Source organism: Streptomyces sp. NBC_00986, assembly GCF_045162565.1.
Taxonomy (GTDB): Bacteria; Actinomycetota; Actinomycetes; order Streptomycetales; family Streptomycetaceae; genus Streptomyces.
In genome coordinates, this window is the sequence record NZ_CP108733.1 from 5,686,734 (window position 1) to 5,703,859 (window position 17,126).

General features: G+C 70.8%; 16 protein-coding genes. 6 read left to right on the forward strand and 10 right to left on the reverse strand.

What is annotated here, in order from left to right; translation table 11 throughout:
* Positions 1 to 85 precede the first annotated feature (85 nt).
* Positions 86 to 949 (reverse strand): hypothetical protein, encoded by an 864-nt coding sequence (locus OG504_RS25065; RefSeq protein ID WP_405991825.1) that lies wholly within the window; start codon positions 947 to 949, stop codon positions 86 to 88.
* A 205-nt stretch (positions 950 to 1,154) separates the two neighbouring features.
* Here OG504_RS25065 and OG504_RS25070 point away from each other — a divergent pair, with 205 nt between their 5' ends.
* A complete protein-coding gene (locus tag OG504_RS25070; RefSeq protein ID WP_405991826.1) occupies positions 1,155 to 1,598 on the forward strand; it encodes a DUF5994 family protein in 444 nt (147 codons plus the stop codon).
* A gap of 43 nt (positions 1,599 to 1,641) precedes the next feature.
* Here the strand turns inward: OG504_RS25070 and OG504_RS25075 are convergent, their stop codons facing one another.
* Entirely contained in the window at positions 1,642 to 2,442 is an 801-nt protein-coding gene (locus OG504_RS25075) for a TIGR03943 family putative permease subunit (RefSeq protein ID WP_405991827.1), read from the reverse strand.
* Positions 2,439 to 3,518 (reverse strand): permease, encoded by a 1,080-nt coding sequence (locus OG504_RS25080; RefSeq protein ID WP_405991828.1) that lies wholly within the window; start codon positions 3,516 to 3,518, stop codon positions 2,439 to 2,441. Before OG504_RS25080 ends, OG504_RS25075 begins: the two co-directional genes overlap by 4 nt.
* Positions 3,519 to 3,698: 180 nt before the next feature.
* Between OG504_RS25080 and OG504_RS25085 the strand changes: the two genes are divergently transcribed.
* Positions 3,699 to 5,606 (forward strand): NAD-binding protein, encoded by a 1,908-nt coding sequence (locus OG504_RS25085; RefSeq protein ID WP_405996419.1) that lies wholly within the window; start codon positions 3,699 to 3,701, stop codon positions 5,604 to 5,606.
* A gap of 69 nt (positions 5,607 to 5,675) precedes the next feature.
* Here OG504_RS25085 and OG504_RS25090 read toward each other — a convergent pair whose 3' ends face one another.
* Positions 5,676 to 7,475, reverse strand: a complete 1,800-nt coding sequence (locus tag OG504_RS25090; RefSeq protein ID WP_405991829.1) for a prolyl oligopeptidase family serine peptidase — start codon at positions 7,473 to 7,475, stop codon at positions 5,676 to 5,678.
* A gap of 159 nt (positions 7,476 to 7,634) precedes the next feature.
* Between OG504_RS25090 and OG504_RS25095 the strand changes: the two genes are divergently transcribed.
* Complete coding sequence (locus OG504_RS25095) at positions 7,635 to 8,429, forward strand: SURF1 family protein (RefSeq protein WP_405991830.1); 795 nt, start codon at positions 7,635 to 7,637, stop codon at positions 8,427 to 8,429.
* A 70-nt stretch (positions 8,430 to 8,499) separates the two neighbouring features.
* Here the strand turns inward: OG504_RS25095 and OG504_RS25100 are convergent, their stop codons facing one another.
* The 4 genes from OG504_RS25100 to OG504_RS25115 all read right to left on the reverse strand — a co-directional run bounded on the left by OG504_RS25100 (position 8,500) and on the right by OG504_RS25115 (position 13,274).
* A complete protein-coding gene (locus OG504_RS25100) occupies positions 8,500 to 9,861 on the reverse strand; it encodes a hypothetical protein (protein WP_405991831.1) in 1,362 nt (453 codons plus the stop codon).
* Entirely contained in the window at positions 9,858 to 10,433 is a 576-nt protein-coding gene (locus OG504_RS25105) for a SigE family RNA polymerase sigma factor (RefSeq protein WP_019063113.1), read from the reverse strand. The genes OG504_RS25100 and OG504_RS25105 overlap by 4 nt, the downstream gene beginning before the upstream one ends.
* 502 nt (positions 10,434 to 10,935) lie before the next feature.
* Positions 10,936 to 12,003: an aspartate-semialdehyde dehydrogenase gene (locus tag OG504_RS25110; protein WP_033284854.1), complete on the reverse strand. Its 1,068-nt coding sequence runs from the start codon at positions 12,001 to 12,003 to the stop codon at positions 10,936 to 10,938.
* Complete coding sequence (locus tag OG504_RS25115; protein WP_366435608.1) at positions 12,003 to 13,274, reverse strand: aspartate kinase; 1,272 nt, start codon at positions 13,272 to 13,274, stop codon at positions 12,003 to 12,005. The genes OG504_RS25110 and OG504_RS25115 overlap by 1 nt, the downstream gene beginning before the upstream one ends.
* Before the next feature lie 187 nt (positions 13,275 to 13,461).
* On the opposite strand from OG504_RS25115, the gene OG504_RS25120 reads away from it, so the two are divergent.
* Complete coding sequence (locus tag OG504_RS25120; protein WP_405991832.1) at positions 13,462 to 14,148, forward strand: response regulator transcription factor; 687 nt, start codon at positions 13,462 to 13,464, stop codon at positions 14,146 to 14,148.
* Positions 14,145 to 15,470, forward strand: a complete 1,326-nt coding sequence (locus OG504_RS25125; protein WP_405991833.1) for an ATP-binding protein — start codon at positions 14,145 to 14,147, stop codon at positions 15,468 to 15,470. The genes OG504_RS25120 and OG504_RS25125 overlap by 4 nt, the downstream gene beginning before the upstream one ends.
* On the opposite strand, the gene OG504_RS25130 is transcribed toward OG504_RS25125, so the two are convergent.
* Together OG504_RS25130 and OG504_RS25135 are read right to left on the reverse strand one after the other, a co-directional pair.
* A complete protein-coding gene (locus OG504_RS25130) occupies positions 15,436 to 15,936 on the reverse strand; it encodes an SgcJ/EcaC family oxidoreductase (protein WP_405991834.1) in 501 nt (166 codons plus the stop codon). The two genes, OG504_RS25125 and OG504_RS25130, sit on opposite strands and share 35 nt — an antisense overlap.
* Before the next feature lie 105 nt (positions 15,937 to 16,041).
* Positions 16,042 to 16,233: a hypothetical protein gene (locus OG504_RS25135; RefSeq protein ID WP_405861182.1), complete on the reverse strand. Its 192-nt coding sequence runs from the start codon at positions 16,231 to 16,233 to the stop codon at positions 16,042 to 16,044.
* A 148-nt stretch (positions 16,234 to 16,381) separates the two neighbouring features.
* On the opposite strand from OG504_RS25135, the gene OG504_RS25140 reads away from it, so the two are divergent.
* On the forward strand, positions 16,382 to 17,107 hold the full coding sequence (locus tag OG504_RS25140) for a TSUP family transporter (protein WP_405991835.1): 726 nt from the start codon (positions 16,382 to 16,384) through the stop codon (positions 17,105 to 17,107).
* Positions 17,108 to 17,126: the final 19 nt, after the last annotated feature.

Here is a 17,126-nt window from a genome sequence, read left to right on the forward strand (position 1 = left end):
CTGGTTCCCCCGTACGGGAACTCTAGTCGCACCCGGGGAATCTCTGTCGCGGCGAACATAGATGTTGTGACGCCGGTCGACGCTCTCAGGGGGCCAGAACCAGCACCCGGCAGGCGCCCGGAAGCCGTGGATCAAGGCCGTCGGGGCCCCGCAGAGAGCCCCGTTCGGGTGCTCGCGCGGCGTCAGACGGGGGTCCTACGACGTCCTGCCAGCCCCACGCGCGGTACGCCGTCAGGGTCTCGGTGTCGGTGCGGGGCACCAGGGTGACGCCGAGCGCCGACGCGTGATCGGCGAGCAGCCGGCGCTGCAGGCGCCGGGCGAGGTTCCAGTCCCGGTCCTGGTAGTGGGTGCGCACGCGGGGCGGGACGACGATCCCGGAGACCGCGAAGAGTCCGCCGGTCACCGCGAGCCCGTGCAGCAGCCGGGGCAGCCGGGTGTCGTGGCCCTGCCACCAGGGGTCGCCGACGCGCACGGGGAAGCCGTAGGCGCAGGCCGTCAGGGTCGTGTTCTCGGCGATCAGCAGGGTGAAACCGGGGCGCCGGACGTCACCGGCCAGCCGCCGCAGGAAGGCGGTGCGGGAACGGTTGCCCCTGCGGGTCCCGCCGCAGGTCTCCTCGTACAGGACGCCCAGGTCCTGGAAGCGGTCCTCGATCTGGCGGCGGCTGAGCGGGCGGACGCGGTCCCCTTCCCAGGGGGACGGGCCGCGCTCACGGTTGGACGTGTGGGGCTCGTGGCCGGAAGCACCCCGCTCCTGGCCCGACGTGGACCACGTCCTCTCCCAGCCCGCCGTACCGGCACCGCCGTGTCCGGCGAGGGCCGCGGGCGCGTCCGCGGTCACCGGCCGACCGGGCACATTCACGGTCATGGGCTGAGCCCTGCCCCGGGCGCGGAACGGATCCGCCCCGGCGTCGTGGTTCGCCGAGAACGGCACCGGTGCGATCCGGTGCACGAGAAATCCTCGGTCCTTTCACGGTACGCCCGCGGGCCGCGGAGGGGCACGGAGTGCCTCCGGCGCAGACCGGCCCGCCCGGGGCGGGAGTACGGTGAGCAGTACCGGGAGTTCTCCGCACCTCGGCTCTGGCGCCGTCGTCGTTCCCAGTGCACCACGGCACCGGACCGCCGCACGACGGACGGCCGGGGACAGGGACCGCGACATGAACGCGCCCACGGACACCCACAGTTCGCCCGCCTCGGACACCATCGCCTCGTCGCCCGACGTGGAGCAGACCGCCCCGCCCGTCCTCCGGCTGCGCCTCGCCGCCCACACCTCCGTACCGCGCCGCCTCGACGGAGCCTGGTGGCCGCACTCCTACGACGTGCTCACCGAGGTGCCGCGCCTGCTCGCCGGACTGCCCCGGACCTGGGGACACATCGTCAGCGTGATGGTGAACGGGCGGGTCTGGTCGACCGCCCCCGGCCGGATGCTCGTGGCCAACCAGGTCGTACGGCTGCACCGGACCACCGCCGTGCACGCCCCGAACACCGTCGTCCTGCTCGCGCCGGGCCGCGGCCGCTGGGATCTCCTGGTCGTACCGCCGGAGCTGACGGAGGAGACCGCCGAGCCGATCATGGCCGCCGCGGTCGCCAACCTCCTCTGAAACCAGGCCAGTTACTGGTTCCGGCTGTTACTGGTTCCAGTTGTCACTGGTTCCAGCTCTCGTCGTACGGGTCCTTCGGCGTCGGGACCGGTTTGGCCTGGGTGACCTGGAAGTAGGGGATCGGGCGGTTGTTGATGGGGTCCTTGGTCTGCTTGGGGCTGTAGGTGCCGGTGATCTCCAGCCAGGTGTCGGGCTGAAGTACCGGCGGAATCTTGCCCGTCAGCGCGATCTTCACCGGCTGGGCGTCCGCCGCACAGCAGTTGAGAGCCATGCGGACGAGGAACGGGGAGCCCGACTTGTCCAGCGCGACGAAGCCGGTGACCTTCAGCTGCCGGGTGCCCAGGGACCGTCCGTGGTCGTAGACCGCGCGGCTCGCGTAGTCGACCAGGCCGATGGTGAGCGGGTTGCTGTCGGGGAGCTTGAGAAGGCCGTACGGCTGCTGGATGGCTGTGCCGGTGCGGACCGCGCTGTAGGAGCCGAGAGCCGGTGGGGCGACCAGGATCAGGGCGAAGAGGGGGAGGATCAGGAGCCAGGAGATACGGGGTTCGCGGTGGACGTGTCCCTCGGGTACGTGTCCCTCGTGAGCGTCGTCCTCGGTGTGGGCCTCCGCGTGCGCTTCGGTGTGGGCCCCCGCGTGCGCTTCCGCCTGCGTCTTCTCCCTCCGCGTCCGGCGCCACTCGTACCAGGCCGTCGCCAGTGCGGTCACGATGAGGACCGCGCCGGAGAGCAGCAGGAGCGGCTGGAGGCCTGCCTTGACGTAGCGCAGGTAGAGGTTGGTGAAGCCCGCGTGCAGGAGGGCCGCGCCGACGAGGAACAGGACCGCCGCCTGTGCCTGCCGGTTCACAGGAGCACCGCCCCGGTGACGACCGCGCCCGCGATGGCGAGGACGAAGGTGGCGGGTGCGAAGCGCATCGCGAAGCCCCGGCCGAACGTGCCCGCCTGCATGGCGAACAGCTTCAGGTCGATCATCGGGCCCACCACCAGGAACGCGAGTTTGGCCGTGAGCGAGAACTGGGTGAGCGACGCGGCGACGAACGCGTCCGCCTCCGAGCAGATCGACAGCAGGACGGCGAGGATCGAGAGGGCGAGGATCGCCACCACCGGGTTGTCGGCGGCCGTCCGCAGCCAGCTCGCCGGTGCCACCGCCTTGAGCGTGGCCGCGGACATCGCGCCGAGGACGAGGAATCCGCCGGCCTGCATGACGTCGTGCCGGACCGAGCCCCAGAACGCGGCCCCCTTGGTCTCCCCCTCGTGCGGCTCGTGGGCGGGCAGACGCAGCCAGTCGGTACGGCCGATCCGCGTCCACAGCCAGCCCATCACGCAGGCCACGAGCAGGCTGCCGACGAACCGGGCCAGCACCATCTCCGGGTTGCGCGGGAACGCAACGGCCGTCGCCGTCAGCACGATCGGGTTGATCGCCGGGGCGGAGAGCAGGAACGCGATCGCCGCCGCCGGGGTGACACCCCGCCGCACCAGCGCCCCGGCCACCGGCACCGACGCGCACTCGCAGCCGGGCAGGATCGCGCCCGCCATACCGGCGATCGGCACGGCCAGCACGGGGTTCTTCGGCAGCGCGCGGGTGAAGAACGTCGCCGGTACGAACACCGCGATCCCGGCCGACAGCAGCACACCCAGCACCAGGAAGGGCAGCGCCTGCACGACCACGGCCACGAACACCGTCATCCAGCTCTGCATCACCGGCGCGGACAGGGCCTGACGGATCGGGCTCTGGGCGAGCACGACCACGAGCAGCACCATGGTCAGCACAAGGGGTGAGTTGAGCTGCCAGCCGTCCTTCGACGCCTTGGCGGACGCGGCCGGTGACTCCTTGGCGGGCGCGGCCGGTTTCGCGTCCGGTTTCGCATGCGGGTCCGGTGGCGTCTCCGTGGTCGGCGCGGCTGGTTCGGTGGTGATGGCCACGGGTGAGATACCTCCGGCAGACGCCTGGTTTCGCGAGTTTTGCTCCCTGTCTCTGCATACGGCAGTCAGGGCACGGGTGTTCAGCGGAATACTGGAACCACCCGCCTCCTTGGGGCAGTCTTTCCCCTCGTGGCGAGCAGCGTTCCGAATCAGACCCCTCCGGGCAACGCCCGTGCGCACATGGTGGTGTGCGGAGACGACGCGCTCGCGCACCGGCTCGCCGTCGAACTCCGCAGTGTCTACGGCGAGCAGATCACCCTCGTCGTCCCGCTCTCCGAGGCCACCGCCCGGCCGCCCGTCGTCGGCCGCGCGCGTGCCGCCTCGGCCGCGCTGCTCGACCGGGTCAACGCGGCGGTGGGCCGGACCAACGGCAATGGCGGCGGCAGCACCGCACCTGTCGCCCCCGAACCCCCGCGCGGCGAGCGGGTGTTGGAGGTCGCCGAGCTGACCGAGGCCGTGTTCGCCGAGGCGGGCGTGGACCGGGCGACCGCGCTGGCCCTCGTCTATGACGACGACGAGACGAACATCCGGGCCGCCCTCACCGCCCGCCGCCTCAACCCCCGTATCCGGCTGGTGATCCGCCTCTACAACCGGCGGCTCGGCCAGCACATCGAGGAACTCCTCGACCAGGCCGCCGCGTTGGCGACCGGTGACGGGACGAGTGGCGGGCCCGGTACCGGGTTCGACGCCTCGACCACCGTCCTCTCCGACGCCGACACCGCCGCACCCGCGCTGGCCGCGACCGCGCTCGCCGGGACCAGCAAGGTCGTCCAGACCGACGGGCTGCTGCTGCGCGCGGTGGAACGGCCGCCGCCGGGCCCCGGGGAGGTGGCCGATCCTGGGCTTGCCACGCTGGCCCTGCTCTCGGCGACCAGCAGCGACCCGGCCGGTGCGGACGGCTCCGAGGGCATGGGCGAACAGGGTCCGCGCCTGCTGCCCGACGCGGCGGCGGTCGCCTCCGCCACCGGGCGCGGAACCGTCGTCCTTGAGCAAGTGTCGTACGCCGGGCCGCAGTTGCCGGTCGGGCGCAGGGGCGGGGTCGTACCGGCGTGGTCCTCGCTCTTCTCGCGGCGGCTGCGGTGGTCGCTGGCGGGCATGGTGGCGTGTGTGATCGCGCTCGCCGTCTCGCTGTGGCTGGTGACGCAGATCCATCCGCTGACCGCCTTCTATCTGACCCTGCTCGATCTCTTCGCGATCGACGACCCCGCGATCGGGGCGCCCCTGGGACGGCAGATCCTTCAACTCCTGTCCGGGCTCGTCGGGTTGCTGATGCTGCCGGTGCTGCTGGCCGCGGTGCTCGAAGCCCTCGGCACGTTCCGTACGGCGACCGCGTTGCGCAAGCCGCCGCGGGGGCTCGGCGGGCATGTCGTGCTGCTCGGGCTCGGCAAGATCGGCACCCGGGTGCTGACCCGGCTGCGCGAACTCAACATCCCCGTGGTGTGCGTCGAGGCCGACCCCGAGGCCCGCGGGCTCGCGGTCGCGCGCCGGCTGCGGGTGCCGGTGATCCTGGGTGACGTCACCCAGGAGGGCGTCCTGGAATCCGCCAAGGTCCACCGCGCCCACGCCCTCCTCGCGGTCACCAGCTCCGACACGACGAACCTCGAAGCGGTGCTGTACGCGCGGTCCGTGCGGCCGGATCTACGGGTCGTGCTCCGGCTGTACGACGACGACTTCGCCACCGCCGTGTACCGGACCCTGCGTGCCGCGCACCCCGGTGCCCTGACCCGGAGCCGGAGTGTGTCCCATCTGGCCGCGCCTGCCTTCGCCGGGGCGATGATGGGGCGGCAGATTCTGGGGGCGATCCCTGTCGAGCGGCGGGTGTTGCTGTTCGCGGCGATGACCGTGGGTGGGCATCCCCAGCTGGAGGGGAAGACGATCGCCGAGGCGTTCCGGGCGGGGTCGTGGCGGGTCCTTGCGCTGGACACGGCGACGCGGGACGCCTCCGAGGACGTACGGCGGTCGGGGTTGGTCTGGGACCTCCCCGACACGTATGTCCTGCGGGACTCCGACCGGGTTGTGCTGGCGGCGACTCGGCGGGGGTTGGCGGAGTTGCTGGGGCGCAGGCCTCGGGACCGGGCGGGGACGTAGGGAGCGGGGAGTTCGGATCCCCGCTCCGCACGCGACTCCCGAGAAGACCGACCCTTCGGGAAACCCCGCCTACTTCGCCAAGTGCCGCTCCGCGAAGTCCAGTTCCAGCTTCACCTGCTTGATCCGCTCGTCCACCACCAGCGACCCGTGCCCCGCGTCGTACCGGTACACCTCGTGCACCGCACCCCGCGACTCGAGCCGCTTCACGTAGTTGTCGATCTGGCGGATCGGGCAGCGCGGGTCGTTGACGCCGGCCGAGATGTAGACCGGGGCCGTGACCTCGTCGACGTAGGTCAGCGGGGAGGATGCCTCGAAGCGGGCCGGGACCTCCTCGGGGGTGCCGCCCAGGAGCGTGCGGTCCATGGCCTTCAGGGCTTCCATCTCGTCGTGGTACGCCGTGACGTAGTCGGCGACCGGGACCGCCGCGATGCCCAGGGTCCACGCGTCGGGCTGGGTGCCGATGCCGAGGAGGGTGAGGTAGCCGCCCCAGGACCCGCCGGTGAGGATCAGGCGGGCGGGGTCGGCGAGGCCGGAGGTGATCGCCCACTCCCGGACCGCCGCGATGTCCTCCAGCTCGATCAGGCCGACCCGGTACTTCAGGGCGTCCGTCCATGCACGGCCGTAGCCGGTCGAGCCGCGGTAGTTGACCCGGACGACCGCGTACCCGTGGTCGACCCAGGCCGCCGGGCCCGCCGCGAAGGAGTCGCTGTCGTGCCAGGTCGGGCCGCCGTGGATGTCGAAGACCGTGGGCAGGGGGCCGGTCGCGCCCGCCGGCTTCTGGACCAGGGCGTGGATACGGCCGCCGGGACCCTCCACCCACACGTCCTCCACCGGGACCGAGCCGGGGGACCTCAGGCCGGGCGGGTCCAGGACGACCTCGCCCGTCGTCGAGCGCACGGCGGACGGCTCGGCGGCCGACGACCAGAGGTATTCGACGCTGCCGTCGGGACGGGCCGTGGCGCCGGAGACCGAACCGGGCGGCGTCGGCACCTTCTCCAGCCCGCCCGAGGCGAGGTCGTAGCGGAACACCTCGCTGCGGGCCTCGAAGCTGTGCGCGATGAGGAGGGCCGAGCCGTCCGGGTACCACTCGGCGCTCACGTCGCCGGGCAGGTCCAGGGACAGGTCCGTCTCGCCGCCCTTGACCACGTCCCACACCAAGGGCTCCCAACGACCGCGCCGCTGATGGCCGATGAGGAGACGGGTGTCGCCGTCGACCGGTGCGAAGCCGAGGACCTCAAGGCCCAGCTCCTCGGTGCCGCCCTTGGTGTCGTCCAGGTCGGCGACCGCCGTGCCGTCCGGGCGCAGGACGCGCAGCGCGGAGTGCATCGCGTCGCCGTGCTCCGTGTGCTCGATCGCGATCAGCGAACCGTCGTGCGAGAGGTCGCCGACGCCCGCCGACTCGCGGTGGCGGTAGATCAGCGTGGTCTCGTCATCGGTGCGGGCGAGGTGGATCGTCGTACCGTCCTCGTCCGTGGAGCGGCCGACCACGGCGGTCCTGCCGTCCCGCGCGAGGGCGACCCCCGCCGGGTAGGACGGTTCGAGGCCGGGGACGGCGGGTTCGTCAGGGCCGCCCTTGAAGGGCTGGCGGCGCCAGACGCCGAACTCGTCGCCGTCCTTGTCGTCGAACCACCAGATCCACTCCCCGTCCGGGGAGAGCACACCGTCCGTCGTGCCGTTCGGCCGGTCCGTGACCTGGCGTTGCTCGCCCGTCGCCCGGTCCCAGGCGTACAGCTCATACGTCCCTGTCGCGTTCGACACGAACAGGGAACGGTCGGGTGCGTCCTCCGCCCAGTCGGGCAGGGACACGCGGGGCGCCCGGAAGCGCTTCTCCCAGTCCGGTGTGTTCTCGGACCCGTTGCTCTCAGTCATGGCCCCATACTGCCCGCCCACACAGACATTGCACTGACTGGATCCTCAGCCTGTGGATAACTTCGACCAAGTCCCGGCCGGAGCATTGCCGACGCCGGGTGAACCTTCGGGCCGACCCCCGAGCCGAGACCCTTACGGGAGCCCCGTACCGTGGGAGTCGTGTACCGGTTTCTGCTGACATCGCGCTGGTGGGGCATCAACGTCTTCGTACTGCTCGCCATCCCCTTCTGCATCTTCATGGGGTCGTGGCAGCTGAGCCGGTTCCAGGCGCGCGTGGACAGCAGCCACCAGGCCACCAAGCAGGTCGAGACGGACCGCACGGAAGCCGCGCGCCCCCTCGCCTCACTGCTCCCCGTCGACCAGAGCACCTCGGGCCGGCAGACCACCGCGACCGGCCGCTACGGCAAGCAACTCCTCGTCCCCGACCGCCAGTTGGGCGAGAAGAACGGGTTCTACGTCCTCACCCTGCTGCGCACCGACGACGGCAAGGCCCTCCCCGTCGTCCGCGGCTGGATCCCCGGCAAGCCCGATGCCGCGAAGGCACCGGCCGCGCCGACCGGCGAAGTCACTGTCACCGGCTCCCTCCAGGCGTCCGAGACCCCGGGCGACAACGGCGTCAGCGCGCAGGGCGGGCTGCCGTCCGGCCAGACCGCGGCGATCAGCGCGGCCTCCCTGGTGAACCTGGTCCCGTACCACCTGTACGACGCGTGGATCACCCTCGACAAGGGCGACTCGGGGATGAAGGCCGTACCGGCGACCGCGCCCGCGAACACCGGCCTCGACCTGAAGGCCTTCCAGAACCTCGGCTACACCGGCGAGTGGTTCGTCTTCGCGGGGTTCGTCGTCTTCATGTGGTTCCGCCTGCTGCGCCGCGAGGTGGAGTTCGCGCGCGACGCGGAGCTGGGCCTGGTCCCGGAGGACGAGAACGAGGAAGCGGCCCACGCGACCGTCTGACGTGGCCCGACACAGACACAGCCGGGTCCCCCGACCCGGCTGACCACCACCTGTGGACCCGCAGTCCGGTCTACGACCCCGCCAGCAGGCCCGTCCGGTAGACCGTCCCCGCGCACGCGTTCGGCACCGTGGCCGTGACCGTCGGGGAGCCCGCCTCCGCCGTGTGGGAGACCTGGACGCTGCCGTCGAGCGTGCCGTCCGTACGGAGCAGCTGGGTGGACGTGCCCGTGTCGCCGCTCGTGGAACCGCTGCTGGTGCTCGCGTCCTCGGTGGGCGTCGGGGTGGGCGTCGAACCGCCGGTGGTGGTGCCGCCGGTGCTGGTGCCCGTGGTGGGGCAGGTCTCGGAGGGCACCCAGGCGAACTTGACCACGTAGGAGGCGCCCGCCTGGAGCACCAGTTGGGAGACCTCCGTCGACGGGTCGGGCAGGCCGGCCGCCGCGTCCCCGGAGTTGTGCTGCGCCACGTTGATCTTGGTGGAGTCGGCGGCGCCCACGGCGGCAGTGCCTACGGTGCCGGGGCCGTCGACGGTACAGCTCGTGCCGGAGGTGTTGGTGACGCTGAACGTGCCGTAGACGATGCCCGCCGCATCGGCCGCGTCCACCGTCGAGTTGGACGCGCCGAGCTGCTCGGCCGTGCAGACGGACGCGGCCGTCCCGGCGCTGGCCGAGGGGTTCGCGCTCACGGTGCCGCGGCCGGGGGTCTTGCCCGTGCCGTCGTTCTTGTGGCCGCCCGGGTTCTGCGAGGCCCGCCCGGAGGCACCCCCCGCAGTACTGGAACCGCCGTCCGGGCCCTTGCCCTGGGTGGTGCCGCCCTGCGCCTGTGAGCTGTTGCCCATGATGGACGGGTCGGCGTTCGAGCCGGTGGAGTTCGAGACGTGCACGAGGGCCGGGATCGCGGTGCCGAAGAAGAGCACGGTGGCGGCCATGCCGACGAGGGCCTGGCGCTTGCGGGCCCGACGGGCCGGTACCGCCTTGCGCAGATGGTCCAGCGTGCCGTCGCGCGGCTCGACCTCCTGGACCGCCTGGTGCAGCAGCCGCCGTAGGGCCAGCTCGTCGGGGTCGAAGCCATCGGCGCCGAAGACTGCGGCGCCGAATACGTCATCGCCGTGCGGGTCGTTGCCGCGCTCGTCGGGGCCCTGTCCTCCGGGGCCCGGAGGTCCTACGGGTACTACGGGGTGCCGTCCCTCGATGTCCCCGGAGTCCCTGGAGTCCCCGGAGTTCTCAGGGTTCTCGGGGGTCTCGGGGTTCCCGTCGAGGCTCGGCCCGGTGGGGCTCTGTTCGTCGGGGCCGTGGTTCACAGTTCCGTTCCCAGCATGTGTTTCGTTCGGCGGTTCCTTGCGCGCCCAGGTCGGGCCGCGCCGGATGTTCGGCTCGCGCCGTTCACGCGAGCCGTCTCCCTCGGCCGTGCCGTTTCCGTCGGCCTTGTCGCTCATGCCGTGGCCTCCATGGCGATCCGGAGGGCGGCGATCCCGCGCGAGCCGTACGCCTTCACCGAGCCCAGCGATATGCCGAGCGACTCGGCGACCTGCGCCTCGGTCATGTCCGCGAAGTAGCGCAGGACCAGGACCTCGCGCTGGCGGCGCTGCAGTCCCTTCATGGCCTTGATGAGGGAGTCGCGCTCCAGCAGGTCGTAGGCGCCCTCTTCCGCGCTGGCCATGTCCGGCATCGGCTTCGAGAGGAGCTTGAGGCCGAGGATGCGGCGGCGCAGGGCCGAGCGGGAGAGGTTGACGACCGTCTGGCGCAGATAGGCCAGGGTCTTCTCGGGGTCACGGACACGTTTGCGCGCCGAGTGGACCCGGATGAACGCCTCCTGGACGACGTCCTCGCAGGAGGCGGTGTCGTCGAGGAGGAGTGCGGCCAGGCCGAGCAGCGAGCGGTAGTGCGCCCGGTAGGTCTCGGTGAGATGGTCGACAGTCGTTCCGGCCGCGACGGCGTCGTCGACACCGTCACGCTGGTTCGGGATGCGGGCGGGCCGCGCTGCGGGCATCGGCGCGATCACCGGCATGCCGCCGGGCGCACGGGATCCACGCGGAGGCCGGAGGGCCGTACCGCGTGCCGCAGTGAAGTCGAGTACCTGAGCCACGCCAGTTGGACACGCTTCCCCCCTTGGGGGTTGTACGCGTCGGCCGTCACATTTACGTCAGACGAAACAGACAGTCCACACACCTGTCTTGCGTCCTCACCCACCCGTCTGGTGTCAGGCAGCACAACCGGCAGTGCGTCGAACACCCTCATGCCTACCCGCTCTTCCCCTGTGTCACGAAAGTCCGGGGCGTCCCCACGCCCCTTACCGCATCACCACGCGCCCACCTGAAGGGCGTTCGCAAAGACGCTCCCCGCTCGCCGCGCGGTTGCGGGAAGCGGGGAGTGAAATCTTCGGATGCGGAGGTGGCTGGATTCAAGGGGTCCCAACCATTAATCCGGCCACATCGCGCACACTGATCCTACAAACTCGTGCGCCACTGGCCAGCGGATTTACGGCCGGGCAGGGTAGGTGGGGCCTGCACTCACGCCAGCTCGCGGGCCACCAGCTCGGCGATCTGCGCGGTATTGAGGGCGGCTCCCTTGCGCAGATTGTCGCCGCAGACGAACAGTTCGAGCGCGGTCGGATCGTCCAGCGCCCGCCGCAGCCGCCCCACCCACGTCGGGTCGGTGCCCACCACGTCGGCAGGCGTCGGGAACTCCCCGGCGGCCGGATTGTCGAAGAGGACGACCCCCGGGGCCGTGGCGAGGATCTCGCGCGCCCCGTCCACGGTGACCTCGCCCTGGAACCGGGCATGGACGGTGAGGGAATGCGTGGTGACCACCGGGACACGCACACACGTCACGGCGACCGGCAGCGCGGGCAGCCCGAGGATCTTGCGGGACTCGTCCCGCACCTTCATCTCCTCCGAGGACCAGCCGTCCTCACGCAGCGACCCAGCCCACGGTACGACGTTCAGCGCGACCGGCTCCGGGAACGGCCCGGTGTTGTCCCCGACGGCCCGCCGTACGTCACCGGGCTTGGTACCCAGGTCCGTACCGGCCACGAGGGACAGCTGCTGGCGCAGGGTGTCCACCCCGGCCCGGCCCGCCCCGCTCACCGCCTGGTACGACGACACCACCAGCTCGCGCAGCCCGAACTCGGCGTGCAGCGCGCCCACGGCGACGATCATCGACAGGGTCGTGCAGTTCGGGTTGGCGATGATCCCGCGCGGCCGGTGCCGCACCTTGTGCGGATTGACCTCGGGGACCACCAGGGGCACCTCCGGGTCCATCCGGAAGGCGCCCGAGTTGTCGACGACGACCACGCCCTTGGCGGCGGCGATCGGCGCCCACTGGGCGGAGACCTCGTCGGGGACGTCGAACATGGCGACGTCGACCCCGTCGAAGGCCTCCTCCGTCAGGGCCACCACCTCGACCTGCTCCCCGCGCACGGCCAGCTTGCGGCCGGCCGAGCGAGGGGAGGCGATCAGGCGGATCTCGCCCCAGATGTCCGCGTGCTGGGACAGGATCTGGAGCATGACCGTGCCGACGGCCCCGGTCGCGCCGACCACGGCGAGCGTCGGACGCACGGTCGCTCCGATGGTGGCCATCAGCGGCCGGTGCCTCCGTAGACGACGGCTTCGTCGCTGTCGGAGTCGAGGCCGAACGCCGTGTGCACGGCGCGGACGGCCTCGTTGACGTCGTCGGCCCGGGTGACGACCGAGATGCGGATCTCGGAGGTCGAGATCAGCTCGATGTTGACGCCCGCGTCGGACAGGGCGGTGAAGAAGTCGGCGGTGACGCCGGGGTTCGTCTTCATGCCCGCGCCGACCAGGGAGATCTTGCCGATCTGGTCGTCGTAGCGCAGCGACTCGAAGCCGATGCCGCCCTTGTTCTTCTCCAGGGCGTCGATGGCCTTGCGGCCCTCCGCCTTGGGGAGGGTGAAGGAGATGTCCGTGAGGCCCGTCGAGGCCGCCGACACGTTCTGCACGATCATGTCGATGTTGACCTGCGCGTCGGAGATCGTCCGGAAGATCACCGCGGCCTCGCCCGGCTTGTCGGGCACGCCGACGACCGTGATCTTGGCCTCGGAGGTGTCGTGCGCGACACCGGAGATGATGGCCTGCTCCACCTTCTGGTCCCCAATCGGCTCACTGCTGACCCACGTGCCCTGAAGTCCGCTGAAGCTGGACCGCACGTGGATCGGGATGTTGTATCGGCGGGCGTACTCCACACAGCGGTGGAGCAGCACCTTGGAGCCGGAGGCGGCGAGCTCCAGCATGTCCTCGAAGGAGATCCAGTCGATCTTCTTCGCCTTCGGCACCACACGCGGGTCGGCGGTGAACACACCGTCGACGTCCGTGTAGATCTCGCACACCTCCGCGTCGAGCGCGGCGGCGAGGGCGACGGCGGTCGTGTCCGAGCCGCCCCGGCCCAGCGTGGTGATGTCCTTCTTGTCCTGGCTCACACCCTGGAACCCGGCGACGATGGCGATGTTGCCCTCGTCCAACGCCGTACGGATCCGACCGGGCGTGACGTCGATGATCCGCGCTTTGTTGTGGACCGAGTCGGTGATGACGCCTGCCTGGCTCCCGGTGAACGACTGGGCTTCATGCCCCAGGTTTTTGATCGCCATGGCCAGCAGCGCCATGGAGATCCGCTCCCCGGCGGTCAGCAGCATGTCGAACTCACGCCCGGCGGGCATCGGAGATACCTGCTCGGCGAGATCGATCAGCTCGTCCGTCGTGTCGCCCATCGCGGAAACGACGACGACCACTTGGTGGCCGTTCTTCTTCGCTTCGACGATTCGCTTGGCGACGCGCTTGATGCCCTCGGCATCGGCTACGGAGGAGCCTCCGTACTTCTGCACGACAAGGCCCACGTGCGCTCCTCGCTCAGTCCTGGTGTGTCGGCTCAGTTTAACGAGCGCCCGAAATTCCCTTCCCAGGTATCGCATGGTGAGATTCGGACGCCCAGGTCAGCGCATGCCCACTCAAGGGGTGCGGGAAAAGTGCCAAGGGTCACAGGTCACGCCTGTGAATTAAGTTTCAAGCATTAAGGTGCGCCGTGTGCGCGTACTTCTGGTGGAAGACGATGAGCCGGTCGCCGAGTCCCTGCGACGCGGACTGATCCGCTACGGCTTCGAGGTCGACTGGGTCACCACGGGCGCCGCCGCCCTGGCCCACTCCGCCCCCTACGACGTCGTCCTCCTCGATCTCGGCCTGCCCGACACCGACGGCCTCGACGTGTGCAAGGCGCTGCGCGCCCGCGGCGACATCCCGATCATCGTGATCAGCGCACGCAGCGACGAGACGGACCGAGTGGTCGGCCTGGAGCTGGGCGCGGACGACTACGTGTCGAAACCGTTCGGGGTCCGCGAGGTCATCGCGCGCATAAGGGCGGTGATGCGCCGGGCCCAGCCCCGCGCCGCCGCGGAGGCCGCGGGCCCCGACGCCTACGGCACCCGCCTCACCATCGACCGCAAGGCCGCCCGCGTACGCCTCGACGGCGAGGAAATCCCCCTCGCTCCCAAGGAGTACGACCTGCTGTCGTTCCTCACCGAGGAGCCCGGCGCGCTGATGTCGCGCGAACAGATCATGGAAGCGGTCTGGGACGCGAACTGGTTCGGCCCGACGAAGACGCTCGACGTCCATGTGGCGGCGCTACGGCGGAAGTTGGCGGGCGCGATCACGATCGAGGCGGTACGGGGAGTCGGCTTCCGCCTGGAGATCACAGACAGCGCGCCCTCCTCATGATCCGGCAACTGATCGTCAGCTACGTCCTGTTGGTGGCCGTGGCGCTGACCGCGTTCACCGTGCCCGTCGCCTTCACGCTGACCGCCCAACTCCGCGGTGACACCGAGCAGTCGGTGGAGCGCGAGGCGAAGACGATGGCCCTCCTGCTGAGCGGCGACGCCGCCTCGCGCGCCGCGCTGGACCGCATGATCGTGGCGTACGCGCAGGAGACCCCCGGCACGGCCGAAGTCCTGCCCGCCGCCCGGGCGAAGACCGCGACGCACTGGGGCGACGGGGAGCTGGAGGTGACGGAACCGGCGAAGCGCGACGGCCGGACGGTCGGCGCCGTCCGCATCACGTACCCGACCTCCGACCTGACCCGGCGGCTGTGGCAGATCTGGGGTTTCCGCGCGATCCTCGCGGTAGGGGTCCTGGCAGTGGCGGCCGGCCTGGGCGCGATCGTGGCCCGCCGCCTCACCCGCCCCCTGCGCCAACTCAACGACATGGCAAGCAGGTTCAGCGACGGCGACCTGACCGCCCGCTCCCCGGTGACGGGCCCGCACGAGACCCAGACACTGGCCAGGACGTTGAACCAGGCGGGCGAACGCCTCGACACCCTCATCGCCTCGCAGCGCATCTTCGTGGCCGACGCCTCCCACCAACTCCGCACCCCGCTCACGGCGTTGAGGCTGTCGCTGGACAACATCGCGGACGGCGTGGACGACGAGTTCGTACGGGAGGACGTGGAACAGGCGACGGCGGAGGTGGTCCGGATGAGCCGCCTGGTCAACGGGCTGCTGGTGCTGGCGCGGGCCGAGGCGAAGGTGACGGCGGCGGAACCCCTGTCCCTGCGGGAGATCGTCGCCGAACGCCTCTCGGTGTGGAGACCGGCCGCCGACGAGCGCGGAGTCGACATCGCGCTCGGGGGGAGTGTCGTCGACGGCCGGCCGCTCGTGCTGGCCAGTCCCGGTCATCTCGAACAGGTCCTGGACAACGTGCTGTCGAACGCCCTGGAGGTGTCACCGGACGGCGCGACGATCACCGTACGGTCCGAACTCCGGGGCGACGAGGTCGAGTTGACGGTGACGGACGAGGGCCCCGGCATGTCCGACCCGGACAAGTCCCGCGCCTTCGACCGCTTCTGGCGCGGTCAGGGCCTCACCGGGCGCACCGGTTCGGGCCTGGGCCTGGCCGTCGTACGCCAGTTGGTGACGGACGACGGCGGAACGGTGACCCTCAGGGACGCTCCCCCAGTCTCGGCTTCGCTCGACCGGGGGGACCCCCATGGCAACGGGCTGTCGGTGGTGATCACCCTTCGGGCATCACCGAGGAGTGGTGGTTGACGATCAGCCACTTGCCGCCGCGCTTCTCGTACTCGTAGGTGTAACGGGCCTCCACCACACGCTTCTCGCCGGTCTTCGGGTCGGTGAGCGTGATGTCGTAGGCGCCCGCGTCGATGGCCGAGTTGCTGTCGAGGACGTTGATGTACGTCTCGACCTTCTTCGCGACCGGCTTGTTCGGCAGGAAGTGCTCGAAGTAGTCGACGATCTCGGCGCGGTCGGTGCGGATCTCGTTGGAGACGGTGGGCAGGAGCACGGCGTCCGGCGCGTACCGGTTCGCGACCTTCTTCGGGTCGCCGGTCTGCAGGGCGGCGTTCCAGCCGTCGAAGAGGGCGGCTATCTGCTTCTTGCTGGGCTTGGCGTCGTGCTGGGGGCCGGCGGTCGCGGCGACGGTGCCGAGGGTGCCGAGGGCCAGGACGGTGGTGACGGTGACGACTGCTGCACGCTTGCTCATGGACCGGCGGGTCATCTCAACTCCAGTGGTACTGGTGCCTTTTGGGATGACTCAAGCCTCGCGTTCGGCCGGTTAGCGCCCGTGCAGCGGACGTACAGGGGGCGGCCAGGACCGACCCAATTAACGCGCCGCGACCGCCTGACCACGGTCCCGGACGAGGCTGACACCGGCTCCCAGCGATACGACGCCCATGCCGACGGCGGTCATCACGCCCTGCGTTCCGTCGACCACGAAGGGTGCGATGGCGGCGACGGCCAGGTTGAAGAGGAAGAGGAACCAGAGGACGGGCTTGGAGGAGAGGAGGTTCTTCATGACGGGCATCCTTGGGATCTCGGAGCCGGTGGCTCGTTCACCGGCTGACGAGTTCAACGATCCCGTTTCCGCAGGTCCGCGACGAGGGAGTGCGGTCCCGAACCGAGGGTGTAGCGGGCTACACCCTCCCCCTGAATGATGTTGCTCCATGACCACCGACATACTCCTGGGCGGAATCGTCCTGCTCGGCGCCTCCGTCCAGTGGCTCACGGGCATGGGCTTCGCCCTAGTCGCCGTCCCGGCCCTCGTCCTGCTGCTCGGTCCGTCCCAGGGAGTCGTCCTCGCCAACTGCGCCGCCGGCGCGATCAGTGTCGTAGGTCTGGCGGGCGGTTGGCGGCAGGTACGGGCGCGCGCGATGGTCCCCCTGTGCGCGGCGGCGGTGTGCACGGTACCGGCGGGCGCGTGGATGACCCGCCAACTCCCCCCGCCCGTGCTCCTGTTGGTGATGGGCAGCTTGGTGACGGTCGCTGTCCTCCTGGTGATGCGCGGCGCCCGGGTCGCGGCCCTACGCGGCACGAAGGGCGCGGTGGCAGCGGGCGCGGCGGGCGGTTTCATGAACGCGGCCGCGGGCGTCGGCGGCCCACCGATCTCCCTGTACGCGGTCAACGCGGGTTGGACGGTACGGGAGTTCGTGCCCAACGCGCAGTTCTACGGGGTCGTCGTCAACGCGTTCTCGGTCGCGGCGAACGGGGTGCCCTCGCTGAGTGGGGCACGGTGGGTCGCCGTCGTCGCCGCGATGGTCGTGGGCGGGGTGATCGGGCGGGGGCTGGCAGGGCGGATAGCTGAACCCCGGGCGCGGGTGCTGGTGTTGTCGTTGGCGTTGGCAGGTGGGGTGACGGCGGTGGGGAAGGGGTTGTGGTCCTGGGGGTCATGACGCCGCCGCCCTCTCCTCC

Bases quoted from the DNA above. Each gene is read 5' to 3' on its own strand.
- OG504_RS25140 (WP_405991835.1), top strand. From the start codon at position 16,382: ATGACCACCGACATACTCCTGGGCGGAATCGTCCTGCTCGGCGCCTCC.
- OG504_RS25130 (WP_405991834.1), bottom strand. From the start codon at position 15,936: ATGACCCGCCGGTCCATGAGCAAGCGTGCAGCAGTCGTCACCGTCACC.
- OG504_RS25105 (WP_019063113.1), bottom strand. From the start codon at position 10,433: ATGCCGGTGATCGCGCCGATGCCCGCAGCGCGGCCCGCCCGCATCCCG.
- OG504_RS25070 (WP_405991826.1), top strand. From the start codon at position 1,155: ATGAACGCGCCCACGGACACCCACAGTTCGCCCGCCTCGGACACCATC.
- OG504_RS25085 (WP_405996419.1), top strand. From the start codon at position 3,699: ATGGTGGTGTGCGGAGACGACGCGCTCGCGCACCGGCTCGCCGTCGAA.
- OG504_RS25135 (WP_405861182.1), bottom strand. From the start codon at position 16,233: ATGAAGAACCTCCTCTCCTCCAAGCCCGTCCTCTGGTTCCTCTTCCTC.
- OG504_RS25125 (WP_405991833.1), top strand. From the start codon at position 14,145: ATGATCCGGCAACTGATCGTCAGCTACGTCCTGTTGGTGGCCGTGGCG.
- OG504_RS25090 (WP_405991829.1), bottom strand. From the start codon at position 7,475: ATGACTGAGAGCAACGGGTCCGAGAACACACCGGACTGGGAGAAGCGC.
- OG504_RS25100 (WP_405991831.1), bottom strand. From the start codon at position 9,861: ATGAGCGACAAGGCCGACGGAAACGGCACGGCCGAGGGAGACGGCTCG.
- OG504_RS25110 (WP_033284854.1), bottom strand. From the start codon at position 12,003: ATGGCCACCATCGGAGCGACCGTGCGTCCGACGCTCGCCGTGGTCGGC.